Annotated in this window: 24 protein-coding genes; 7 read left to right on the top strand and 17 right to left on the bottom strand. The window is 47.0% G+C overall.

The features are described 5' to 3' along the window. The first annotated feature begins 98 nt into the window (after window positions 1-98). The 5 genes from pstS (at window position 99) to LGT40_RS06990 (ending at window position 4,418) form a co-directional block, all read left to right on the top strand. On the top strand, window positions 99-830 hold the full coding sequence (gene pstS, locus LGT40_RS07010; protein ID WP_226343181.1) for a phosphate ABC transporter substrate-binding protein PstS: 732 nt from the start codon (window positions 99-101) through the stop codon (window positions 828-830). 129 nt (window positions 831-959) lie between these two features. Next, on the top strand, window positions 960-1,937 hold the full coding sequence (gene pstC / locus LGT40_RS07005) for a phosphate ABC transporter permease subunit PstC (protein ID WP_226073671.1): 978 nt from the start codon (window positions 960-962) through the stop codon (window positions 1,935-1,937). Continuing rightward, window positions 1,934-2,839: a phosphate ABC transporter permease PstA gene (gene pstA / locus LGT40_RS07000; RefSeq protein ID WP_226073673.1), complete on the top strand. Its 906-nt coding sequence runs from the start codon at window positions 1,934-1,936 to the stop codon at window positions 2,837-2,839. The genes pstC and pstA overlap by 4 nt, the downstream gene beginning before the upstream one ends. A 12-nt stretch (window positions 2,840-2,851) precedes the next feature. Then, window positions 2,852-3,679: a phosphate ABC transporter ATP-binding protein PstB gene (gene pstB / locus LGT40_RS06995; RefSeq protein ID WP_226073675.1), complete on the top strand. Its 828-nt coding sequence runs from the start codon at window positions 2,852-2,854 to the stop codon at window positions 3,677-3,679. Between the two features lie 73 nt (window positions 3,680-3,752). Then, window positions 3,753-4,418, top strand: a complete 666-nt coding sequence (locus LGT40_RS06990) for a hypothetical protein (RefSeq protein ID WP_226073677.1) — start codon at window positions 3,753-3,755, stop codon at window positions 4,416-4,418. A gap of 1 nt (window position 4,419) precedes the next feature. On the opposite strand, the gene LGT40_RS06985 is transcribed toward LGT40_RS06990, so the two are convergent. The 5 genes from LGT40_RS06985 to LGT40_RS06965 form a co-directional block, all read right to left on the bottom strand. Beyond that, the gene (locus LGT40_RS06985; protein ID WP_226073679.1) at window positions 4,420-4,719 is read right to left on the bottom strand and encodes a hypothetical protein; all 300 of its coding nucleotides are present in this window, start codon (window positions 4,717-4,719) and stop codon (window positions 4,420-4,422) included. Window positions 4,720-5,167: 448 nt separating this feature from the next. Further along, window positions 5,168-6,421 carry an ammonium transporter gene (gene amt, locus LGT40_RS06980; protein ID WP_226073681.1) on the bottom strand — a complete coding sequence of 418 codons (1,254 nt, stop codon included), beginning with the start codon at window positions 6,419-6,421 and terminating at the stop codon, window positions 5,168-5,170. Window positions 6,422-6,432: 11 nt separating this feature from the next. Next, window positions 6,433-6,771 (bottom strand): P-II family nitrogen regulator, encoded by a 339-nt coding sequence (locus tag LGT40_RS06975; protein ID WP_226073683.1) that lies wholly within the window; start codon window positions 6,769-6,771, stop codon window positions 6,433-6,435. A gap of 253 nt (window positions 6,772-7,024) precedes the next feature. Then, the gene (narL, locus tag LGT40_RS06970) at window positions 7,025-7,684 is read right to left on the bottom strand and encodes a two-component system response regulator NarL (RefSeq protein ID WP_226073685.1); all 660 of its coding nucleotides are present in this window, start codon (window positions 7,682-7,684) and stop codon (window positions 7,025-7,027) included. 4 nt (window positions 7,685-7,688) lie between these two features. Continuing rightward, window positions 7,689-9,227: a histidine kinase gene (locus LGT40_RS06965; protein ID WP_226343180.1), complete on the bottom strand. Its 1,539-nt coding sequence runs from the start codon at window positions 9,225-9,227 to the stop codon at window positions 7,689-7,691. Between the two features lie 136 nt (window positions 9,228-9,363). Here LGT40_RS06965 and LGT40_RS06960 point away from each other — a divergent pair, with 136 nt between their 5' ends. Then, window positions 9,364-10,782 carry a PAS domain-containing protein gene (locus LGT40_RS06960; protein WP_226073688.1) on the top strand — a complete coding sequence of 473 codons (1,419 nt, stop codon included), beginning with the start codon at window positions 9,364-9,366 and terminating at the stop codon, window positions 10,780-10,782. Here LGT40_RS06960 and LGT40_RS06955 read toward each other — a convergent pair whose 3' ends face one another. The 12 genes from LGT40_RS06955 to LGT40_RS06900 all read right to left on the bottom strand — a co-directional run bounded on the left by LGT40_RS06955 (window position 10,783) and on the right by LGT40_RS06900 (window position 24,312). Next, entirely contained in the window at window positions 10,783-11,823 is a 1,041-nt protein-coding gene (locus LGT40_RS06955; protein ID WP_226073690.1) for a heme-dependent oxidative N-demethylase family protein, read from the bottom strand. An 11-nt stretch (window positions 11,824-11,834) separates the two neighbouring features. Then, entirely contained in the window at window positions 11,835-12,788 is a 954-nt protein-coding gene (locus tag LGT40_RS06950; protein WP_226073699.1) for a PDR/VanB family oxidoreductase, read from the bottom strand. After that, window positions 12,785-13,387 (bottom strand): dimethylamine monooxygenase subunit DmmA family protein, encoded by a 603-nt coding sequence (locus LGT40_RS06945; RefSeq protein ID WP_226073701.1) that lies wholly within the window; start codon window positions 13,385-13,387, stop codon window positions 12,785-12,787. Before LGT40_RS06945 ends, LGT40_RS06950 begins: the two co-directional genes overlap by 4 nt. Window positions 13,388-13,414: 27 nt before the next feature. Then, window positions 13,415-14,524 carry an aminomethyl transferase family protein gene (locus tag LGT40_RS06940; protein WP_226073703.1) on the bottom strand — a complete coding sequence of 370 codons (1,110 nt, stop codon included), beginning with the start codon at window positions 14,522-14,524 and terminating at the stop codon, window positions 13,415-13,417. 324 nt (window positions 14,525-14,848) lie between these two features. Continuing rightward, the gene (locus tag LGT40_RS06935; protein ID WP_226073704.1) at window positions 14,849-16,180 is read right to left on the bottom strand and encodes an FMN-binding glutamate synthase family protein; all 1,332 of its coding nucleotides are present in this window, start codon (window positions 16,178-16,180) and stop codon (window positions 14,849-14,851) included. Window positions 16,181-16,204: 24 nt separating this feature from the next. Next, the gene (locus tag LGT40_RS06930) at window positions 16,205-16,888 is read right to left on the bottom strand and encodes a GltB/FmdC/FwdC-like GXGXG domain-containing protein (protein ID WP_226073706.1); all 684 of its coding nucleotides are present in this window, start codon (window positions 16,886-16,888) and stop codon (window positions 16,205-16,207) included. 24 nt (window positions 16,889-16,912) lie between these two features. Then, window positions 16,913-17,818, bottom strand: coding sequence for a class II glutamine amidotransferase (locus tag LGT40_RS06925; RefSeq protein ID WP_226073708.1), 906 nt, complete (start codon window positions 17,816-17,818; stop codon window positions 16,913-16,915). A 37-nt stretch (window positions 17,819-17,855) separates the two neighbouring features. Further along, window positions 17,856-19,193 (bottom strand): type III glutamate--ammonia ligase, encoded by a 1,338-nt coding sequence (gene glnT / locus LGT40_RS06920; protein WP_226073710.1) that lies wholly within the window; start codon window positions 19,191-19,193, stop codon window positions 17,856-17,858. A gap of 33 nt (window positions 19,194-19,226) precedes the next feature. Continuing rightward, the gene (locus tag LGT40_RS06915; protein ID WP_226073712.1) at window positions 19,227-19,886 is read right to left on the bottom strand and encodes a sarcosine oxidase subunit gamma; all 660 of its coding nucleotides are present in this window, start codon (window positions 19,884-19,886) and stop codon (window positions 19,227-19,229) included. 12 nt (window positions 19,887-19,898) lie between these two features. Then, window positions 19,899-22,793, bottom strand: coding sequence for an FAD-dependent oxidoreductase (locus LGT40_RS06910; protein WP_226073714.1), 2,895 nt, complete (start codon window positions 22,791-22,793; stop codon window positions 19,899-19,901). Beyond that, window positions 22,790-23,056 (bottom strand): sarcosine oxidase subunit delta, encoded by a 267-nt coding sequence (locus tag LGT40_RS06905; RefSeq protein ID WP_226073717.1) that lies wholly within the window; start codon window positions 23,054-23,056, stop codon window positions 22,790-22,792. The genes LGT40_RS06910 and LGT40_RS06905 overlap by 4 nt, the downstream gene beginning before the upstream one ends. A 14-nt stretch (window positions 23,057-23,070) precedes the next feature. Next, window positions 23,071-24,312 (bottom strand): FAD-dependent oxidoreductase, encoded by a 1,242-nt coding sequence (locus LGT40_RS06900; protein ID WP_226073719.1) that lies wholly within the window; start codon window positions 24,310-24,312, stop codon window positions 23,071-23,073. Window positions 24,313-24,547: 235 nt separating this feature from the next. On the opposite strand from LGT40_RS06900, the gene LGT40_RS06895 reads away from it, so the two are divergent. Then, window positions 24,548-25,183, top strand: coding sequence for a helix-turn-helix domain-containing protein (locus tag LGT40_RS06895; protein ID WP_226073720.1), 636 nt, complete (start codon window positions 24,548-24,550; stop codon window positions 25,181-25,183). The last annotated feature ends 25 nt before the right edge of the window (window positions 25,184-25,208 follow it).

The raw sequence follows: 25,208 nt of genomic DNA, 5'->3' as shown, positions 1-25,208 counted from the left end.
TCCATAATCCTCGCATGAGAAGACGAGTCGCAAGAAGCGATATGACGTTTTCAACCGTTTTTAAACCGTCCGTAGAAACGGGGTAGAACCCTGGTGAGATTGTTATCTCTTATAACCTCGATGGCGTAACAGAACTGAAATTACCTCGTGATGTTTACCCGGAAATCTTTTTGGGCAACATTACTAACTGGAACGACCCTAAAATTCAGGCCGCTAATCCAGGTGTGAAACTTCCGGATCAAAAGATTACTGTCGTTGTTCGTTCTGATTCAAGTGGTACCAGCTATGTGTTCACACACCACCTGGCAGCAATCAGTGACAACTTCAAAGAAACCGTTGGTGGCTCCAAAGCACCTAACTGGCCGAGTGCAGGCACAATCGTTAAAGCACCTAAAAATGATGGTGTTACCGCGACCATTAAACAAACACCTGGTGCAATTGGCTACATTGAATACGGTTTTGCCAAATTAACCAAAATGCCTACGGCTATCCTGGAAAACCAAAAAGGCAGCTTTGTTAAAGCAGGTGGCGAAACCGGTGCAGCCGCTTTAGCGAGTACGCCATTCCCGGAGAATAACCTGCCAGGTGGTGATGTGCCAGATTTACGTGCTTGGGCAACAGATCCTGCTGGTGAAAATGCCTACCCTATCGCAACGTTTACTTGGTTGTTGGTCTACAAAGAACAAGAAGACGACAAGGCAAAAGCATTACGTGACTTGATTGAATATATGGTAACAACAGGCCAGGAGTCAGCTGAGGAAATGGGTTATATCCCATTGCCTGAAAATGTTATTGAAAAAGTTCGTAACGCAGCACAAATGATTCAGTAACCCCGTTGGTTATCAGATAGAAATGATGCTGCAAGTGTTTTGAACACTTGCAGCATTTATCTGTTCAGGTACCGCTAAATATGAAGTTGGATCAGCTTACGACCATATTCTCACTTGATAGGAGCACGAATGGTTCACAATCCTTTTAAAGATGCAGCGAGTGGCAAAACCCTCTCTGCAGCGCCTACTCCCAGTGATTATTTAAAAGATTCTATATTTCGGTCTTTTGCTTATTTCTGCGCCCTATCAATTATTCTGTTAGTGGCCTATATCGTTTTCGAACTTGGCTCTCAGGCGCTTCCTGCTATCAAAGCCCATGGCCTGGGGTTTATCACCGGTACAACCTGGGATACCAACAAAGGTGAATTTGGTGTTTTACCAGAAATCTGGGGAACACTTTACAGTTCTCTGCTGGCACTGCTCATTGGGGGCGTTTTAGGAGTAGCTATCGCGATCTTCCTGACACAAGGGTTTGTGCACGCCAAAATTGAAGTCATTTTCAGAACTATTATTGAACTGTTAGCCGCTATCCCCTCCGTTGTTTACGGCTTGTGGGGTATTTACGTACTGATTCCATTGCTCCGTCCTGTCGCCCTCTGGCTACATGAAAATCTGGGATGGTTTCCATTATTCAGCACCGAATTGAGTGGTCCTGGCTTAGCCCCTGCTGCTTTAGTGCTGGCCATTATGATTCTTCCTACTGTAGCGGCAATATCAGCCGACGCTTTTCGTCGAATTCCATATAAAGTGAAAGAAGCCGCTTATGGTATGGGAGCAACCAAATGGGAAGTGATTCTTAAGGTTATGCTGCCCACCGCATCGTCTGGCATTCTTGCCGGTTTAGTGTTGGGCTTTGGTCGTGCCCTTGGGGAAACCATGGCTCTGGCTATGTTGATTGGTAATATGAATGACATCAGTATTTCACTGTTTGCCCCGGCCAATACACTTGCTTCATTACTGGCTTCAACATTCCCCGAAGCCGGCCAAATTGAAATTCAAGCATTGATGTATGCTTCGCTGGTACTACTGGTCATTACCTTCATCGTGAATGTCGCCGGTCTGGCTGTTCAGCAATACACCATGCGTAAATTTGAGGGTAAAAAATGAACCAAACTAACGAACAGGTTCAGGTGCTTCCTCCCAGATTAGAGTTACCTGGCCTTGAAAAAAATGTGTTTGAACTTCGTGCATTAAAAAACTTTTTCTTAACCGGGTTAGTTTGGGGATTGGCTATTTTAGCCAGCGTTCCACTGATTTCTGTTATTTACATGTTAATTGTCGAGGGTGGTTCTCGACTGGATTTAGAAGCTGTCACAGCGCTTCCACCAGCAGGTTTTGAAACGGGTGGCGGGTTTGGTAATGCCATCCTTGGTACGCTGACTATGGTGGGGATCGCCTCGGCGTTAAGCATTCCCATTGGCATCATGGCAGCTTTGTACTTGTCTATTCTCAACCCCAACAGCAAAATCGCAACGACCTCCAGATTTTTAGCCAAAGTGCTGACGGGATTTCCGTCGATTCTGGCCGGTGTATTTGTCTACGCTGTAATCGTTATCACCACAGGCACTTACTCTGCCTGGGCTGGTGGTGTTGCCTTAGCGGTATTAATGCTACCGACAGTCACACTGGCGGCTGAAGAAGCGATGAAACAGGTACCACAAAAGATGAAAGATGCAGCCTTTGGTATGGGGTGCACCCGTACACAGGTCATCTTTAAAGTCGTGTTACCCACCGCTTTGCCCGGAATTATGACCGGTGTCATTCTGGCGGTAGCGGGTGCCGCAGGTGAATCAGCCCCCTTGTTGTTCACCGCGCTATTCAGTAATTACTACATGTCTGAACTGGCTGAGCCAACCGCATCCTTATCTATCCTGATTTATAACTTTTCCGGTATGCCTTTTGAGAATCAGATTGAACTGGCTTGGACAGCTTCTCTGGTACTGGTCATGCTGGTACTTTTTTTCAATATCATGGCACGTGTCGTTGGCAGAACGAAATTTAGAGAATAATCGAGGAATATTATGAATATGCAATCTGAAATGGGTGAGTTTATTGCCAAAAAATATGAGCCGAAAGGTCCTGTAGTTTTAGACTGCCACGTCAAAAATATTTACTACGGGGATTTCAGAGCGGTTAGAGACACAACTATCCCGATTGAAAAAAACAAAGTTACCGGTTTTATCGGTCCTTCTGGCTGCGGTAAGAGTACTGTTCTCAGAAGCATGAACCGAATGAACGATCTGATTGAGTCTTTCCGTTTTGAAGGACACATTCAGTACCATAATCACGATATCTACAGTAAAAAGGTGGATGCGGTTATTGTGAGACGGTATATCGGTATGGTTTTCCAGCTTCCCAATCCCTTCTCGATGAGTATCTATGACAACGTAGCCTTTGGTTTGCGACTCAATGGTTTCAAAGGTGACGAAGAAGAAATGGTCGTTAAAGCCCTGAAAAGAGCCGCCATTTGGAACGATGTGAAAGATAAACTCAAAAACAGTGGTCTTTCATTATCAGGGGGTCAGCAGCAGCGTCTTTGTATTGCCAGAGCAATCGCCACTGAGCCTGATGTCTTGTTGATGGATGAACCCTGCTCTGCTTTGGATCCAATTGCCACACGTCAAATTGAAGAACTGATGGTGGAGTTAAAGCAACATTACAGTGTGGCGCTGGTCACGCATAACATGCAACAAGCTACTCGCGTAGCCGATGTTACAGCTTTCCTCGGGGTGGACATTTCTAATGGTGGACGTACCGGCTATCTGGTGGAAATGGATGACACAAAGAAAATTTTTGAAGATCCACAACAGTTACTCACCAAACAATATGTCCGGGGCGAGTTCAGTTAATTCTGGCTGATCGCTATTTTCACGGATAACGGATTTTTGCTGAACTATATGATGAACGATCAGGCTTGATTTGATGGACAATATTGCAAGGCTTGATATTGAAGCCATCAGATCGTGCCTGATTGATACACAGCATAATTTTAAAAAAATTAATGCCTCGCTCAAGGTGAAACGCACACCGCCAAGTGATACGGTGATCGATAATCTGGTTGCGGGTTATACCAAAATTGACGAGCATTTGCTCAATGGCACCGATTTATTTGCCTATGGTAATTCGGGTTTGCTGCTCGAACTCAACTATATCGTGCTCTATCAACATTCAACCAATTCAGCTATCGAAAAACACTCCCAGTTTGAAGCCACGCAGGCCCATTTCTATGACGTCAGGGATGGCGGGACTGGTCAATTAATGGACTGGCTGGCATTAAATCAAAACACCAATATCTGGAAACGCAGTGCCGGCTTATTCACTAACATTCTTAGTCAGCCCCAACTGTTCTTAGAAGGAAATCACCGCACGGGTTCATTGATAATGAGCTATATGCTGATGCGGGAGGGTTATTCACCTTTTGTTTTATCTTATGAAAATGCAAAACATTTTTTTGAACCGGCCGAGCTGACTAAAAAACGGCGTAAAAGATCGCTGGTCGATGACTTTATTTACCTGCCCAAACAGACCCGTAAATTTGCCAAACTGCTCAAAAATGAACAAAGCAAGAGACGGTTTTTATTGCGTTAACTCAGTGATAACCGCCAGTAGTATTTTTATCTCTTAATTCACCACGATTGGATTGCAGAATTTTTTGAAACTGTTCCGGGTCATTTTTGAGAATATCCATATATTCGGCCACCAGATTATGCCAATCAGCGCCTCCATAAAGTGAAAACTTTTCCAGTGACACCATCAATAATTTTGCTGCAACCCGTAGCTCTTTTTGCTCCGCATCACCATACCAGGCGGTCAAATCGGTATAGAGCGCTTCGATTTTTTCTAATGGCGTAAAATCTACAACCATATCCTGATCTGTCTTTTTACTCATATCGACTCTCATATACTGCGATGGGAATTAGCGAAGCTTTTTTCACTGAGAAAGTGTCTTCGGCATCAGACTGCATGAGGAATGACAGTCCTGAAATAGTTTATATTTATCGTACGCTTGAATGGCATTTGGTGAAATGTGGCTTGAAAATCTTCCTTTCAAAGACTGCTGATAATTCCACTCAGCCAGTACTAAGGCCAATAAATTCTGTTAATTCACTGATTGGGGACTAATCTACCATAAGCGGAAATCTCACCCGCTTGTCGTGGTATTGCCTGGCTTCAAATCATCTTCTAAAGAACCGAATCCTTTTGTGCCAATAGTGACATCCGGTACTGCATTTTTCAATCTCGAATTCCATTCAAAAAATATGCAATTGAGGGAATTAATGTAATAAAAAACGCCGGCTGACAAGCCGGCGTTTTTGTTTGACCAATTGAAAGTCCCGTTATTTATCTGAGGTAAACTCGGGATAGGCAGACATACCACATTCACTGATATCCATACCTTCCATTTCTTCCTCTTCATCCACCCGTAGCTTGGCAAATTTATTGATAATCGTCAGTACGATGTATGAAGCAATAAACATCCAGGCAAAGGTCACCACTGTACCGATCAGCTGTCCGGCAAAAGTGGCATCGGGATTACTGAACAGCACCGCGAAGATGCCCCAGATCCCGGCTGAACCATGAACTGAAATAGCGCCAACAGGATCATCAAGCTGCATTTTATCCAGAAAAAGAACTGAGAACACCAACACGATACCACCTACCGCACCGACAATCAGTGCCAGACCGGGACTTGGCATCAGCGGTTCGGCAGTAATCGCTACCAGACCAGCCAAAGCACCACTGATGGTCATGGTTAAGTCGGTTTTGCCGAACAGGAATCTTGCCAGCAATGAAGCTGCTACCATACCTGCAGCTGCCGCCATATTGGTGTTCACAAAGATTTTGGCAACCGCGTTCGCTTCTTCAATGTTGGCGATTTTTAATTCAGAACCACCATTAAAGCCGAACCAGCCAAACCACAGAATAAACATACCTAATGTGGCCATCGGTAAGTTGGCACCTGGAATCGCGTGTACTTCACCGTTTTTGCCGTATTTGCCTTTACGCGGCCCGATAATGATAACGGCTGCTAATGCAGCGGCTGCACCGGCCAGATGTACGACGACTGAACCGGCAAAATCCTGGAAGCCCAGTTGATCCAGGAAGCCACCACCCCATTTCCAGTAACCTTCTACCGGATAGATAAAGCCGACCATAAATACGGCAAACACCAGAAAAGGCCACAAACGCATACGTTCTGCTACGGCACCTGAAACAATTGACATGGTTGCTGCCGCAAATACGGCCTGAAAGATAAAATCAGCCATCGCCGAGTAATATGGCGCACCGTCACCACCCGCTAAGACCGATTCAACACTGTTGTCTTCACCGAGGAAGAAATCAATGCCCGGAATCCAGGAGTTGATGGGATCTGCCGGGTACATAATGTTGTAACCCACTACAAAATACACCAGACAGGCGATACCATATAACAACACATTTTTATTAAGGATTTCGACGGTATTTTTACTCCGTACCAAACCCGATTCCAACATGGCAAACCCTGCTGCCATTAACATAACAATCGCTGTACACATCAGAAAATAGAATGTGTCGAGCGCATAACTGACTTCTATTGCAAGCGTATCCATTCTGCTCTCCTTTAAATTGCGTCTTCGCCAGTCTCACCCGTTCTGATACGAACGATTGATTCCAGTGGTGAAACGAAAATTTTGCCATCGCCAATCTTGCCCGTATTGGCCGTGGTCGAAATGACATTGATCGTCTTTTCAACATCGTCATCACCCACCACTAATTCCAGTTTGATTTTGGGTTGAAAATTGACGGTATATTCAGCACCCCGATAGATTTCGCTGTGACCTTTTTGCCGGCCATAGCCTTTTACCTCGGTCACGGTGAGACCAGCCACGCCGATCTCATGAATGGCTTCTCGCACCAGCTCGAGAGCATGTGGGCGAATAATCGCCGTAATCATCTTCATTTCTCGCTCCTGTTAATTCCAATGAAATATTTTTTACCCCGGCGAAACAATGAAATTTCTGTGCCAAGAGAATTAACCTAATGAAAACAGTAGGTTAAAATTTTCAAACTGAGAAGCAGGTTAAATTTATGTTGATTGCTGCACTTTCTCGGATCAAATGCACCGATATAGTTCATTTAAACAACAAAAAAGGAATCAGATAGCAAAAGGTGAGCTACCGTGCGGTTAAAGAGCAGAGTGTTTGCTGAAAGATTTAGTGAGAATTATTTCGCTGAAATTTCCAAACCGCAGCTTCCAGCCGGCTGGTGAGGTTAAGTTTTCGCAGAAGGTTTTTAATATGCACTTTTACCGTGGAATCGGTAATACCCAACTCACGGGCAATGGTTTTATTATTCATACCTGCAGCGATGCAATCGAGAATCTGGTTTTCACGCTCGGTCAAAATAGCCGTATCGGGTGTATTTTTGCTCTCTGGAAATAAGGCCGCCCGAGTCAAAATGTCGGTCAATCGGTCTTGAATGATCGTGACCCCTTTGGTCGCTTTAAGCAGGCTTTCCCGTAATTGTTCGGGCTCCATATCCTTAAGCAGATAGCCATCCGCACCGGCCCGAAGCGCCTCCAGCAGGTCCTCCTCCGCATCCGAGACAGTCAACATGACACAACTGGCCTGTATCTCTGAGGCTTTGAGCCGGCGCAGTGTTTCCAAACCATCCATGCCTTTCATATGCAAATCGAGCAAGATTACATCGGGTAATAATTGATGCGCCATGGCAATGCCCTGCTCACCGGAATCGGCCTCGCCCACAACTTCAAAACCTGGATCGTCAGAAATCATCTGCCCTACACCTTTGCGGAACAGCGGATGATCGTCAATCAACAAAACACGAATTGTAGAGATATGCTTATCTTCCATCAGATTATTGTGCCAGTTTAGGTTTAAATAACAGTTGTACTCGCGTGCCACCCCAGCGTCGGCTCATCACTTCAATCCTGCCCCCCAGGTTTTGGGCGCGTTCTTTCATAATCGTCTGACCATGATGGTCATATGTCGATTCTCCAGAGCTGAAGCCAACTCCATCATCGTCCAACGTCAGTTCAATCTCTCCGTTGTCTCGCAATGTGAGCAAAATACTGACATTGTCTGCACCAGCATGACGCACGATATTAGAAAGCGCTTCTCTTAATACGTGCAACACATGAAACTCTTCATTCACCGTCAGACGGCAGTTTACCAGTCGATTATCCAGTTTTATCTGTAGTGATGAGCGCTGAATAAATTCATCAATCGTTGCTTGTATTGCATAACCCAGGCCACGTAGGTCCATATGCGCACGAAAGGTCGACAATAGTTCGCGTAATTCGCGATAGGCATTATCCAAACCTTCCCGCAGTTCTTTGATAACAGCTGCCTGTTTTTGTTGATCATCAGTAGATTGCAGGCGTGAAACCTGAATTTTCATAAAAGAAAGTGATTGAGCCAATGAGTCATGTAACTCGCGTGCTATGGCAGCACGCTCTTCCAGAATTGCCAGCCGACGGCCCTCAGCATCGTAATTCTGATAACGATAACTGATAGCTAACAAACCGGTTAAGGTTTCCAGCAAAGTTATTTCAGCCGCATCCAGTAATCTGGAAACCGGCATTTCCACCAGAAAAATACCCAGCTTGTCATGTTGTAAGGCAAATCCCAGCGCTGTGATATTTACCATTTCATTTTCCTGGTTCGTCACTTCTCCACTAAACATGCCGCCCGCCAGCAACGTTTCAAGATGTTCCTCACCAAGTGTGACCGGGGCATGATGTGAGAATAACACCTCTTCCGTTTTAACTACCGTGGTTTCGGTCATGATCAGCGCGACATTTTGCAGATCCAAGGCACGTTCCAATGAGTAAAGCATGCGCATTTGGCTGGCTTCATTGGGAATCTCCTGCTGTATCTGATTGACCCATTCCGCTAAAAAAGCCTGAGCCGTCATCAGTCGTTTTAATTGGGTGCCGGTCCGTCGCGCCCAGGCCATATCCGAATGGTAAACGCGTTGTTGTTTATGTAATTGTTGAATGGTGTTTTCCAAATGGCTGAACTCATCTGCAGTGGATAGTCCATTATCTGGCAAAGTCATAGGGAGCAAAGCCGGCAGCCGGTTCATAAACAGCTGGCGCAAACTGTTTATCAAACATGCAGTCAAAAAGATAAATACGCTAAACAAGATTACCTGCATGCTCATCAACCAATGCCCATGTTGGACATTTTGCTGCTGGATCGTGCTAATCAACTCACGAATATCTGGATATCTTTGTTGCGTCTGATGATCCCATAAGTCTTCATTTTCCTGTAATGTTGGTAACTCATAAGAGTCCAGCAACGCCGCGGTCTCTTCATCACTCTCTTTTTGCTGAATTTGCTCAAGCATGAGCTGATTATTTTTTAAGCTGGTGACTTGAACCACCGATAACATCAGAATGAACCAGCAGCTAAGCAACATTCCACTCAACAGAATTATCCAACGCTGATATAACGATCGTTGTGACCAGAGCTGGCAGAAACGTTGGAAATAGAAGTTATGTCGCAACATGCTTTAATGAGACACTATTATGAAAGATCGAATCGCTAAGCCACACAACTTGACGTTGATGATGATTTTCATCGGTTTTGGTTGCCTCAGTGCATTATTACTGTTGCTGATTGTCTGGCAGAGCAGTTTTATCATGGATTCAACTTTTCTCATTATATTCAGTGCTACATTCCTGCTCTGTCTGATGGTATTAATAAACAGTATTCAACCGTTTTTTGGCAAGCACATCCGCCAAAAAGCCACTGCCTCAAGTGCTGTCTCTCCACAATGGTCAGCTTATTTGCCCCCCACCATCACCAGCCCGGCGGCCATTGTTGATGGTTTTACCCTGAAATACGCTAATCCGGCGTTTTTACAACTGGTTGGCATGGCAGATATGCAGGACCTGGTGGTCGATATGCCTCTTAACAATCTGATTCACCCATCCCATCATGCGCAATTGAACCGTATATTAAACGATGATAGCAATGACGCCTTGCCGGTCAGTAATATCAGACTACTCTGTTTCGATGGCAGCACCTTACCGGTCGAACTTACAATAACCTCGCTGCAGCTTGTCGGACATCCGTTAGTTCAACAATTGCAAATCTCTCCAGATGATTTTCACGAGGCCATCAATAGTGTCAGTGAACAGCACCCAGCGACCTTATTGCTGGAACGCATAGAGCAGACTATTTTTCATTTAAATACCGAACTGCAATTAATACTGTTAACCCCTTTCTGGCTCAAGCTACTCGATTACACCATTGAAGAATCTCTGAATAAATCACTGATCGACTTCATCCACCCTGAAGATCAAGCTTTGGCTCAAGCCCGTCTCAACGGTTTAGCCGATGGCAAACGTCAGCGTACCCAGTTAAATATTCGTATGCTGACCAAAAACGGCTTATTGCAATGGGTAGATTTGCGCGCCAATACCACGTCATTACTACGCGGCGAACACAGCAGTATTCTCGGTACATTGACGGATATAAGCCGGCAAAAACAAACCGAAGCCGCCTTGCGTGCCAATGCCAGATCCACCACCGATATGATCATGAATACTATTTCGGTCATGGTATATCGTTGTAAAAATGACCGTTTCTGGAGCCTCGAATACGTCAGTAGTGGTTGTCATGAATTAATCGAGTATCAGCCATACGAAGTCGTTAACTCACAGCCGCACGGTTATATGAATCTGATGCATCCCGACGACAAACAACGCGCCTGGGATTATGTTCAACAGCAATTATTTCGCCAGCAATCGTTCCAGCTGATTTATCGGCTGGTCACCCGTTCAGGCAAAATCAAATGGGTATTTGAACAGGGAAAAGGCGTATTCTCCAATGCCAACGAACTACTGGCGCTGGAAGGTGTGGTCACCGAAATCCAGGCCAGCAGCGTTGAGCAACTGCAACAGGGATTGCAGCATATTGAATCACTCAATCAGGCTGAATAACTATTCAGGCTGCGTGCCTTTTGGCAATACTTCACCGTCATCCTGTGGCTTCAACCAGTTCAGCACATAAGGCAGATAGCTGTTTAAACCTTTGTATTCCGCCAAATCTGGATGCAAGCTGGTCAACACGCGATACAGCCGTTTAATCCACCGAGGATACTTTGCCAAATCTTCCAGACTGACCATGTAGGTGCGAATACTAAAAGCAATCGCATTACTGCGCGGCAGTCTGAATAAAGCCTGTAACTCGACCCGGAGATAGACTTTCTCAGCCACATTTTCGGCAGTAACAGACACATTGTCTGGTCCCCATAAATGCCATTTTTCGGATGATGTATCCAGCCGTGGATTAACGCACATACGCCAGTTAGTACGTCTGACCGGACTGCCATATTGCAGGTGAAGCAGATATTTCAGTGCCCGATCAAAAATCCCCATTTCCGGTGCATGTGGTACCGGAGCATGCCATTCCTTGAACGACATTCCGGCATCAAATGCCATTGACCAGTCCGCCTGCCCCGTCACAATACCCAGATCGGCAAACAGATCCTCATCACGCTGGTCCATAATCACCCAGTCACCCTGTACCTGACGGCTGATAAACTCAAACGGCTCCATCGGTAATGTACTGGTATCACCAAATACAAATTTTTGATCAATACCCAGCGGTTGGTTCACCCAATGCCAATTGTCGCCATCCTGTGTTAACTGAAACGATTCAGGATAGTCTTTCGCCAGATTGGTCATCACCAGCTCGACCATATCCCACTGCGCATCCATCATATGTGGCAGAGCGACATAACGACCATGATCATCTTCCAGAACAATCCGTCGTTCTTCACATTCAGTCAGATAATGTTCATCAATATCAATAGCATGCTCAAATACCGAGCCAGGCGGGCCGGCATCATGCGGTTCGATATTGACGCTGTACATATACTCGTCTTCATCGAATGGGAAAGGAAAACGTCTTACCGATTCGGGTGAATTGCTAAAGGTATAGTCGTCACGTAAGGTTTCTTGTTTAAATGCCATATTCATAGTGGTATTCCTCAAAGATTCACGACCATGCGCGAGCAATTTGCTCGGGATACACAGGGCATGATTTTGTTTGCACTGATTTTTTCCGCATCGGATAAATAGACATCGTGATGGATTAATTCCCCATCGCAGTCCACTACCTCTAATTCACAACGACCACATGCCCCGCCACGACATAAATACGGTGCATCAATACCCGCTTCTTCCAACGCTTCCAGCATGCTCATTTCACCGGGAACCATCACTTCGGTTTCTGACAAACTCAATGACACTACAAAGGGTTCACCAGTCGCCGGAGCCAGGAATTTTTCGCTATGTACCGCATTGTCCGGCCAGCCCATTTGCTTGGCCATCAGTACTAGGCTGTTTACCATCGTGTTGGGACCACAGACATAGATATGCGAGCCCAGTGGTTGCTGTATCAACAGCTCGGTAAAATTCATCCGACGGCCTTCATCGTCGACATAAAAATGCACTTTGTCGCCACAGAGTTTTTCCAACTGATCACGAAATGCCGCCTGATCGGCGCTGCGATAGGCATAGTGCAACTCATAGGGATAACCCAGTCGATTCAAATCACTGATTTGTGACATAAACGGGGTAATGCCAATACCACCGGCCACCAGAATATGTTTTTTGGCCAGTTTGTTAATGGCAAATAAATTGGTTGGCGGCGTGATTTGCAGTCGCGTTCCGGGTTTCACCTGTTCATGCATAAACACTGATCCACCGCGTGACTGCTCCTGTTTGCGTACCGCAATGGTATAACGCTCATTGTCACTGGTTGGGCCCATTAGCGAATAGGCATTCCGGTGAATACGTCCATCAATATCCATTGCCACCACGACATGACTGCCACCGGAGAAATACGGTAGTTTGCCGCCGTCTTCTAACTCAAAAGTAAACTGTTTGACCTGTTCGGTGATTTGTTCCACCGCAGTGACTTTTACATTTAACAGACTCATGGATAAATTTCCTCTGCTGCTGGAATTTCACCAGGTACTTCGGCATCAATCATAAAGCCCATGTAAGCGCCCATCAGACGAGAAAAATGTTCTCTGACAATCAGGTGACGACCACAGCCAGTGCAGACGTGAATATTGTGATGAACATTTTCATTGGTGGTTTTGCAATGAACGCAATACAAGCGTCTTCCCAGACTGCCACACAGCTCTTTGAACACGTTTTTATCATCCACTCCGGCATCGCGTAACACGGCCGCCACTTTCCAGATAAACCCTTCCGTTCCTGCCACATAAAACTGGGTGCCCATATAACAACTGTCGAGCGTGGCTTTCAGGGCGTTCAGTAATTCTGCTTGAGAATCTTTGATCGTCACTGGCTCATTGATGATTTTTTGTACCGTGGTGGCATATTTTTCCGCCTGTGGATCGGCTGCGAGATACAGTACCGATAATGGCTCACGAGGCAGTTTTTGTTGAAACAGTTTGAGTAAAGCTTTCCCCCCCTCACCTTCAGCAATCACCACATGATGCATCGCATGGTCTTGCCAGACTAATGTCCCATAGATGGGTTTACTCTTGATTGAATAGCCTTTTTCCATATTCAAACCTCCACATCAATGTTTTGTTTACTTAACAGGATGGGTGCGTAAACGCATGGGATCGTAGAAGGGTGTTTTCACTATGGTAGCGTTGATCGGTTGATCGGCAGCAATCACCACTTTGGTACCAATTTGGGAATAAGCTGGCTTGATATGTGCCAAAGCTAAGGATTGCATCAAATAACGACTAAAACTCGGACTGGTTATCACCCCAACCTCTTTGTTATCAATCAGAATTTTTGCCCCGGCTGGTACAGCTTGGTTGTAATCACAGCTCAGACCAACCTGCTTGACCCGTTCACGGCCTTTCAAGTGCAATACAGCCTGCTTACCTATATAGTCGCCTGGTTTATCGAGATCGACGCACCAGTCCATATTCACTTCCCACGGCGTGGTATCACCTTCCGGCATATCATGTGGAAAGAACAATAAAGCCGCCTCAACGCGGGTCAGATCCAACGAATCCCAAGAAGCCGGGATCACACCATACTGCTGACCTTTTTCCAGAATGCTGTCCCATAGATGAATGGCATCCACTGAAGCGCAATACACTTCATAACCTTGCTCACCTGAATAACCACCACGTGACAAGGTGACCTGACAACCGAATAGCGTGGTTTCAACATGTTTGAAATAGTCCAGTCCGGCCAAATCAAAATCCAGTTCAGGGTTTAACACCTCAATGGCTTTTGGCCCTTGTAATGACAGAATGTGTACATCCATATCCTGTTCGACTTGCACATCTTCCCCTTCTGCCAGCTTGGCCAGGGTTTGCTGAGTGATGCCGCCACCATGAGATAAACGGTATTTATCACTTGCATCGCAAATCACCATAATGTCATCAATCAGGGCACCGGCTTCATTCACTTCACCGGCCAGACGAGCACTGCCCGGCTCAAGTTTGGTCACATCAATCGTGACCAACTTATCCAACACTTTCAGTGCGGCAGGTCCTGTAACATTCACGATATTCAGACCAGACACATCATAGAGCCCTGCCCGTGTGCGCACTGCGACAACTTCATCATGCGGATCGGTGTGATAGGACCAGGGAATCGGCATGTCATTCCAGGTCTCACCATCCAGCGTTGAACCCAGTTCACGGTGACGCACATTGAGTATTGAATTTCTGCTCATCTGACTTTCCATCCTGCTGTTTAATGATGGTTAACAAAATTAACTGAAAGTCAGTATTGGCAACATTCTCAAGAGGGATTACTACCAAGGAGGTAGCTGTTTTACAGAAGTTTATTGGAGGTAAAAATGGGCTTGTTGAGAAATAAAAAGGGGGGGCAGAGACTGCCTTTAATTCACTAAACCTGAACAGAGGGGGGGTAAAAACTCTTCAGGTCCGACAAATCAAAGGCAGCATCCGCCCTTTTCGGTGCAGCTCTGAGCCCGTTTAAGCTTTATTTCATGCCACAGTTATGGCAATAGAAGATAAACCGGCTTCGTTCGCTGTTAATAATTGGTTGCGCCAGGGATCCAGTTGGTACCGGCTAATGGAACCCTTGCCATGGCAGCGGATTCAACGGTCAACGCCACCAGATCTTCCGGTTCCAGATGACGCATATCGTTTTTACCGCATGCGCGTGCCAGAGTTTGTGCTTCCATAGTCAGCACTCGCAGATAATTGGCTAAACGACGACCACCTTCTACAGGATCCAGACGTTTGCTGAGTTCAGGATCCTGAGTGGAAATACCCGCCGGATCTTTGCCTTCATGATAATCATCATAAAAACCGGCAGCTGAACCAATCGCTTTGAACTCTTCATCATATTTAGGATCGTTACACCCTAAAGCGATTAATGCAGCAGTACCAATCGCCACGGCATCGGCACCTAATGCCATGCATTTGGCCACATCAGCCCCGTTACGAATACCACCGGACACAATCAGTTGCACTTTGCGGTGCATGCCCATTTCCTGCAACGCCTGAACCGCTTGAGGAATCGCCGCCATGGTCGGAATACCGACATGTTCGATAAAGACTTCCTGTGTGGCTGCTGTCCCGCCCTGCATACCATCGACGACGATGACATCAGCACCGGCTTTTACCGCCAGCTTCACATCATAGTAAGTGCGGGTCGCGCCAACCTTGATATAAATAGGCACTTGCCAGTCGGTGATTTCACGCAGTTCCAGAATTTTGATAGCCAGATCGTCGGGTCCGGTCCAGTCTGGATGACGGCAGGCACTACGTTGGTCTACGCCCATTGGTAAGGTACGCATTTTGGCAACACGTTCAGTGATCTTCTGCCCCAGCAACATACCGCCGCCGCCTGGTTTAGCGCCCTGCCCTAACACCACTTCAATAGCATCCGCTTTACGTAAATCATCCGGATTCATTCCGTAACGTGATGGCAGATATTGATACACCAGTTTGGTCGATTGACCGCGTTCTTCCGGCGTCATACCGCCGTCACCTGTGGTGGTCGATGTGCCCACCGCAGAAGCGCCACGCCCCAACGCCTCTTTAGCGTTGGCCGACAAAGCACCAAAGCTCATGCCGGCAATGGTGATCGGCGTTTCGATGACGATCGGTTTTTTGGCAAAACGGGTGCCTAATGTCACCTGGGTATTACATTTTTCACGATAGCCTTCCAGCGGGTAACGCGACATACTCGCCCCCAGGAATAACAAGTCATCGAAATGCGGTAACTTGCGTTTGGCACCCCAACCACGAATATCGTAGATACCGGTATCGGCTGCCCGGCGAATTTCGGCCATAGTTGACCGATCAAAGGTTGCTGATTCACGGAGTTCGGTAAGGTATTTTGTTTTTTGACTCATAATGGATTCCTCTTAAAATCAGCTTTAATACGCCGCAGCGTTATCGACTTTAAAGTTATATAGCTGGCGTGCCGAACCATAACGTTTAAAAGCGTGAGGATCTTCATCCACCCCGGCACGCTTGAGTAATTGGCTCAGTTCCTCGATATGCTCGTCGCGCATTTCTTTGGCAATACAATCCGCTCCCAGCGACTTCACTTCGCCTTTTACATAGATGTGGACTTCATATAGCGAATCGCCCAGAGCATCACCAGCATCACCACACACCACCAGCGTACCGGCCTGTCCCATAAAGCAGCTCATATGACCGACATTCCCGGTCACCACAATGTCCGACCCTTTCATGGAAATACCACAGCGTGAACCGGCATCACCTTCAATGACCAGCAGCCCACCGATAGAAGTTGCCCCGGCTGAGGAAGAAGCATTGCCTTTCACCCGAACACTGCCTGACATCATATTTTCGGCCACACCCTGACCGGCACTGCCGTGAACCACGATATCGGCTTCTTTATTCATCCCACCACAGTAATAACCGGCATGACCTTTAATATCGACTTTGAGCTTTTGATCAAGCCCAACGGCCAGGTTGTGCTGTCCTTTGGGATTCAACACTTCCCATTCGGTTTCGGTGCACTCTTTAGCTTGATCGTGTAAGGCCTGGTTTAAGTCACGCACCGTCTGTGTTGCTAAATCAATTGTTTTCATTATGTTCCCCTTACTATTCGTCGATCACTTATCACCACGTTCCCAGACATAAATCGTCGCAGGTTCAGGTTCCCATACCTTGGCATTCTCAATACCCGGTAAAGTGGTCAGCGCTTGATATTCAGATGCCATGGCGACGTAATCATCGGTTTCAGCAATCACTGCCGGTTTGCAGGCGATGGGATCACGCAAAACCGCAAAGCCATTTTTCGTGCCGATTGTGAAAGTGTAAAAACCATCCAGCTCTTCCAGAGCATGCTCCAATGCCTGATTCAGACTGTCACCTTGTTGCAGGCGATAGGTCATATAGCCAGCCGCGACTTCGGTGTCATTCTCAGTATCAAAGTGAATGCCTTCGCGTTTTAACTCCGCACGCAGGCGATTGTGGTTAGATAACGAACCGTTATGCACCAGACACAAGTCCATTCCTGTTGAGAAAGGATGGCTACCGGCCATAGTGACAGCAGATTCTGTTGCCATACGGGTATGGCCGATAATGTGACTGCCTTTCATTTGACTCAGCTTGAACATCTCAACAATGTTTTCCGGCAGACCGACTTCTTTCAGAATCTCAATCGATTTACCGGCACTCATCACCTGGACGTCATGGGCATTTTCATGCAGATAGGCGATAGCATCATCAGCATCTGCTATAAGTTTAAATACCGCGACCTTACTGTTCTGAAACCAGTCGACTTTAGTCGAAAAAGCGGTTTCAAGACGTTTAGCCAGCCCGGCCCAATCATAGTTTTCATCTTCATGACGCAGCGTTAACTTGACCGAGTCATCGGCGACTTCGTCACCATAAATCGCAAAACCGGCACTATCAGGACCACGCTCGGTCATCGCAATCAGCATGGGCACAAACAATTGTCCCAACTGGCTTTCCAGTGACTCGTTTTTTAAATACAGGCCGACTATTCCACACATAATAATTACCTCTTCAATAACTGCTTAAATAAACGGATCAGAAAAACTCGGCGTAGCGTTTGCGTTCCCAATCAGATACATGACGTGAATATTCAATCCATTCCATGCGTTTTACTTTGATAAATTCATCGACGATTTCTGAGCCCATTTTTTCTCGCAGCACACTGTTGGCAGCCAAAGCATCCAAAGCTTCATTCAGGTTTTGCGGTAAAACGCCAATACCCTTCTCCGCCAGCTCAGCTGGGCTCAAATCGTATAAATTGATGTTGTGAGGCTCACCCGGATCCAGTTCACGTTCCACCCCATCCATACCGGCAGCAATCAACGCGGCATGCACCAGATAAGGGTTACAGCTGGAATCAGGCAAACGGAATTCCAGACGTCCATAAGGAATCCGCACCATCGCCGAGCGGTTGTTATCGCCATAACAGATATAGGCTGGCGCCCAGGTCGCACCGGAGGCCGCGCCGCCAACGACCAGTCGTTTGTAGGAATTCACAATCGGCGCAGAAAACGCACACAAAGAATCCGCGTGATGCAATAAACCACCGATAAAGTGATAGGCCATTTTTGAAAGACCCATGCCATTCACGTCGCTATCATCATTAAACAGATTTTTGCCATCTTTATCGGTAATCGACAGATGGAAATGCATGCCATTACCAGTCCGATCGGAAAACGGTTTTGGCATAAACGAGCAGACCATATCCATGCCATTGGCAATTTCACCTGCAGCCATCCGCACAAAGGTAAAACGGTCCGCCGAGGTCAGTGCATCACTGTAGGTATAGTTAATTTCAAACTGGCCATTGGCATCCTCATGATCGATTTGATAGACATCAAAATCGACCTGTTGCAGTGAATCCACCAGCGATTCCAGGAAATTACGTGAACGCGACAAGCCTTTATAGTCATAGCAAGGTTTATCCAGCAAATCACTTTCATCAACTGGCAACAAACTGCCATCCGGTCCCCGGTTAAACAAGGAAAACTCCGGTTCAAGCCCTGAATTCAGGGTCCAGCCGTTATCCGCCAGCTTGGTCAATTGGTTTTTTAACACGACCCGGCTGTCATACGGATGAGGTTGACCATTCACATGACCATCGCAGACAATACGTGCGTAACCGGGCTGCCAGGGCACAATCGATAGCGTACTTAAATCGCCACGGGCCAGAAAATCCGGTCCATGCGGTTCCATACCCAGTCCCCAGACCGCAAAGCCGGCAAAGCCTGCGCCTTTTTCGACGACATCCTGCAGACAGCTGGCCGGTACCGATTTGGTTTTGGCAACGCCGTGAATATCGACGAATTGGGCCAGCACATATTTGATGTTATTGGTTTCAAGAAACTGTTTTGCTTCAGCTAACGATTTCATAAGCCTTTCCTTAATGTTGAGATCTGCAATCGGTTAAATCTTTGGATAAAAGTGATGCAATCCCACGGCTCCGCCGCCTGCCTGTTCAATAATGTTCAGCAAGGTCTTCCACAGATAAGGTCCGTAAGTTCCATCACACCAGAGTCGATAGATGCGCTCTCCATTAAGCGTTTGGCTCAGCAACGTTGCTGACACCCCTGCAATGACTGTCATGACCAGGTGGTTTTCTGTTGCCAGTTCGGCCACCAGATCGATTTCACAAATTTCTGCAAATAATGGGTGGATATCATTTCCGGTCAGAATGAAAGCCGCATCGTTGCGACTGACTTTATGAACGCCCTTTGCAGATGAGAGCTCACTGACCGCTGGTTTAACATTTTGGGTTTGGTCTTCAATTAAAAATTCACTGTTGCCCAGCCGCATGACCAGACGTTCATCTGTCAATTGCCATTGATTGGCCGTTTCCGGCAGTGTTACCCCGAGTTGTTGCAGGTAATTGGCGGCTTGTGATCCTTTTATGCTGACGCGTTGAAAAGCACTGGTATCACAGATAGCCAGTTTATGCGCACGCTGGGATTCAATGGCTTTATCCGCAAAACGGACTGCGGTAAGCATGCCATTGACCACCTCCATTTGAGGAGCCTGGCTTAACTGAGCGAAGGCGATTGGGCTTTTTAAAAGGGTCGATTTCATCAGTAAGCTTTCCTATGCACTTTTGGCCAGTTCAGTGGGTGACTGAATCACGGTGGCAGCAATCAAATCCCCGGCATCATTACGGATGTCAAATCGACTGCCAGGCAGGTGTTTTTCCGGTGGTACAAAGGCGATACCGATCACTCTTTGCAAATAGGGGCTGAACGCGATGCTGGTTATGCGGCCTGCAATATCGCCGTTATCAATGACCAGATTGCATTCGTTGGGCAGTTCACCGACACAATTGCTGTCCAACACAAAGTTAACCAATGTCTTGTTAAGCGGTTTTTTGGCAATGATCTGCAGACTGCGCTGTCCGGTAAAAAACGTTTTATCCATTGCAATCAGCGGTTCAGCATGGGCTTCAAAGGGATTGGTCAAACCATCAGTGTCATGACCAATCAGATGATGTCCCATCTCCAGTCTTAATAAACGCTGGGCGTCGGTACCATAGGCTTGCAAACCAAACGGCTGACCCGCCTGCATCAGTTGGCTCCAGACAGATAAACCGGCGGCAGCTGGCAGATGAATTTCAAAAGCCTGTTCAGCCACAAAGGCCACACGCAGTAACAAACATTCAATATCTGCGATTTGTGTTTCCACCACACTGCCGGTTGGAAACGCCGTTGCAGCTAAATCCACGCTGGAGAACTGCGAAATAATCTCGGCAGCTGCCGGGCCAGCAATTGTCATCGCGGCCTTGGCACCGGTGAGATTAGCCAAAGACACCGATAAACCGCAGAGTTGCGCTTCACGTTGCAGTTGGCGATAAACCATCGCCGAATTGGTGGTACTGGTGGTGAGATAAAAACGATCTTCTTCCAGTCGGCAAGCCAGACCATCATCGACCATTACCCCCGCCTCATCGAGCAACATGGCAATACGATATTGGCCAACTTTCTGCCTGACGAATTTTCCGGTGTAAACCCGCTCAAGAAACGCCGCGGCATCCGGACCATAAACTTCAATCTTGCCCAGAGTGCTGTTATCAATGATCCCGGCTTTAGTTCGAACCGCCATGGCTTCCTGATGGGTTGCCTGCTGTGCAGTGAGATGACATCCCTCCGGCAGATAACAAGCTGGACGCATCCACAGTCCTGCCGCCGTCATTTGGCCACCATTTTCAATATGCCATTCATGCATCGCGGTATAACGATGTGGATGAAAACCACGACCGCCTAAATGACCTATCGGCGTGGGATGAAAAAAGGGTCTGGCCGTCGTGGTACCGATTTTCTCCACCGGTAAATCACGAATCCTCGCCAGAATACGAATGGCATTCATATTGGAATGCTTACCCTGACTTGGCCCCATACCAACGGTGGTGAAGCGTTTCATCAACTCAATGTTGTCAAAGCCTTCTTTGGCCGCATTGATAAAGTCTTTAACCTGAATGTCTTCATCAAAATCGACAAAGTTCTTGCCTTTTGGGTGATTAACCACCGGATAGGCATGGCTGGGCGACGTGCCTTGATGCTGTTTGACTTCAACCGTCGCAACCGATTTACCCAGATAATTCATCGCTTCAGCTGCAGCACGTTGTCCATCCAATGCGCGTTGGCTGAGTTCAAAAACACCATTGACCTTACCCGCCGCAAATACACCTTCCGGTAACTCGGCTGGCACAAATTGTTGCAAGCCACTATCAAAGCGCATTTTAGTGCCAGCCTGGTATAACAGGGCAGCAGCAGGCGCCCAACCGGCACTCATTGCCACGCCATCACATTTAAGGCGGATTTTGTTTTTGGTATCGGCTTCTGCCATCAACTCGTCGTAAGCACAGATCACCACTTCGGAGACGCCCAGCTTGTGCTTGGAAGCTATCACTTCATAGACACAGCTGGCTTTATGCACGGCGACCTGTTTATCTTTCAGCTCGTCAATCAGTGGCGAGCGACTGCCTTCACGGCGCATATCAATAACCGCCAGCACATCAACACCGGCAGACACTAAATCCAATGCTGTGCGATAACCATAATCATTCGCGGTTACCACTACACCTTTTTCAAAAGGCTTGACGGCATAACGATAAATCAGCCGCTGAGCCGCCGACCCCATCATCACCCCGGGTAAATCATTATTACGAAACACCGGCGGTTGTTCGAAGGCACCACTGGCCACAATCAACGCTTTGGCACGTACTTTCGTGATACCTGAAGTTTCAACGATTGGCACCAGATGATCAGCGTAATAACCCGCTGCATAGGCATTAGTTATCAAACGAATATTGTCATGCTGCTCAATGGCATTGAGTAGCTCTGCCAACTGTGATGAAGCCTGATCAGCCATATCGTAGGTCAGGCTGCCACCGGCTTTGGCATTCTCATCGACAATAATCACAGACAGGCCCTGCTCTGCCACACTGAGTGCAGCAGACAACCCGGAAATACCTGCTCCAATGATCAACACATCACAATGGGCATGCTGTTTGGGTTTTGGAATTCGCGGATAATTAAAGTTTACTTCACCCAGACCAGCTGCTTTACGGATCTTGTCTTCCCAGAATGGGAAAAAACGCCGAGGTGTATGGAACGCTTTGTAATAAAAACCCACTGGCAATAACGGCGAGATTTTATCGATAAACTGGCTTCTATCCTTCAATACGCCACCCGTCGTATTGACCGCGGTCAACGTCATATCGGCTTGAACCGGTAACACATCGGCACGGATATTGGTATCCAGGCCATCGGTCATCAAGGCGTTGACGTCGTGGTTTGCCAACGTGAGAATGCCGCGAGCTCGGTGATATTTAAAACTACGCCCTAGTACTCTGATGCCATTCGCCCAAAGTGCACTACTGATCGTGTCACCTTCAAACGCGGTGACTTTCTGGCCTTCATAAGTGAAACTGAATGGCTTATCACGATCAATCCATTCGGTCGGCTGATTAATTAATCTTGAGCTCATACGGCCACCTCCATTTTAGGCAACAGATAGGTGCGGCTGACTTTATCGGTAATTGTGTTACGTTCTGCTATAAACCAGGTTCCACTGGGCATGTGATACCACCATTCTTTTTTATAACCGGGCGCGCCACTGCGGTAATGCACGTAGGCTGCCCACTGTTGATCAGTGCAACTATCTGGATCAGGCATGGTGCGAAATTCACCGCCATAGCTGAATTCGCTCAGAGGTCTGATTCCATTAACAGGACATTGCAGTAATTTCATTGCGATACTCTCGTTTAATGGCCGACGGAAGCGGCACCTTTTTCACCGGTCAATTCATAGTCTTCAAAGCGCGACAAACGAAATGACTTGATTAAATCTGGCGCCATATCCCTGGCGATGGTCTCTGCCATGGTTTTGCCGCTGATGGGCGTGGCTTTGAATCCCCAGGTTCCCCAACCGGCATCCAGATAGAAACCTTCTATTGGCGTTTTACCCATAATCGGGGCAAAGTCCGGCGTTAAGTCAGCCATACCGGCCCATTGGCGTACCACTTTGACGTTGGAGAGAAACGGAAACATATCGGTGATATGTGAGGTCAGCCCTTCAACAAAATCCAGTGATGAACGGGTGGAATGCATTTCATAGGGATCCAGCGAAGACCCCATCACCAGCTCGCCACGGGAAGACTGACTGACATACACATGCAAGCTGCCAGAGACCAGAATGGTATCGAGCCAGGGTTTCATTGGCTCAGTGACACATGCTTGTAATGGATGAATCACGATAGGCGTTTGCAAATCCACCATCTGCGTAATACGCGGGGTAAATCCGGCAACCGCCGACAACACCTTATTGGTACTGATATAGCCATTATTGGTTTGCACACCGCACACTTTGCCGCCTTTGACGTCAATGCGAGTGACTTCGGTATTCTGGAAGATTTCCACACCAAACTGATCGGCTCCACGTGCATAGCCCCAGGCCACACCATCATGTCTGGCAACAGAGCCCGGTGCATGATAAAGCGCACCTATGATAGGTGCCTGGCCACTGCAGGAAATATCTAATTGCGGGCAGGCTTTAGAAATCTCATCCGGTCCAACCACATAACTTTCCACGCCAACATGTTTGTTGACTTCCGCCCGCCAGCGCATAGTGCGCATCGCAGATTCGGTATGGGCTAAGGTGAAATGCCCTCGGTTGGAATAAAACAGGTTCAGATCCAGCTCTTCCGACAGACCTTCATATATCTTGACGCTGGCATCGTAGAACTTAACGCCTTCAGGGGTCAGATAGTTGGAACGAATAATTGTGGTATTACGGCCGGTATTACCGCCGCCGATGTAGCCTTTTTCTAATACCGCTACATTGGTGATGCCGTAATCTTTAGCCAGGTAATACGCAGCAGCCAGGCCATGTCCACCACCGCCGATAATCACCACATCATAGGTTTTCTTTGGCTCTACGCAGTCACGGAAAAAGCGTGGTGCCGGGTGTTCCCGGCTGATTGCGTATTTCAACAAACGTAACGGCATGAATAATCCTCTTGCTGTTTTGCCATTCCATCTACTACCAAGGGAGTAGAGTCGCCTAACACCTTTTAAGTAAACTTTATTTCACACAGTGAAACTTTAGCTCTATTTACGCATTTGTGTTTTTGGCTGTCAATAGATTTGTTAAACTTTGTTTCATCATATGAATCAAATAGCGCGGATAAAAACAAAATTTCGTGTATGATCAACGCACTGTGTGGCGAACAAGGAAATCTATGTGAACGAGAAAAATGAATTAACAGGAATGGAGTCCGCGCCAAAACTGCTGGATAAGCATCTTGGCAACACACTGCGACATTTACGTCTGGAGAATGGACTCACCATTGCCGAAGTCGCCGAACGAGCTGCACTGAGCCGCGGCATGCTCAGTAAAATCGAAAATGGCTTGACCTCGCCCAGCCTGGAAAAGCTGGAACATCTGGCCAATGCTTTGGGAGTCACATTGTCGAAGCTGTTTCATGACTACGACACACCAAAAGGCGGCGCGCAATACGTCAAAAATGGCGAAGGCATGGAAGTAGTCAGGCGTGGTACCAAATGTGGACACACCTATCACCTGCTGGCTTATGATCAGGGTCCGAAGAAGCTGTTTGAACCCTTTTTGATCACATTGGAAGAGCAAGGAGAAATCTTCGCCCCCTTTGAACATCCTGGGACTGAATTCATTTATATGTTGGAAGGCCGGCTGGAATACACTGTAGGCGATGAGTTGTATGTGCTTGAACCTGGTGACTCACTCACCTTTAATGCTGAGCAACCACATCGACCAGAAAATATTCTGCAAATGCCGATTCGTTACCTGGCCATTATTTATTACGACAGCCTGGATAGTACGACGGATATTGAGTTATAAAAAAACCGGGGCACTTAAAAGTGTC

Source organism: Methylophaga pinxianii, assembly GCF_020447225.1.
In the GTDB taxonomy this organism is placed as follows: domain Bacteria; phylum Pseudomonadota; class Gammaproteobacteria; order Nitrosococcales; family Methylophagaceae; genus Methylophaga; species Methylophaga pinxianii.
This window is presented reverse-complemented; position numbering and strand designations above follow the sequence as displayed.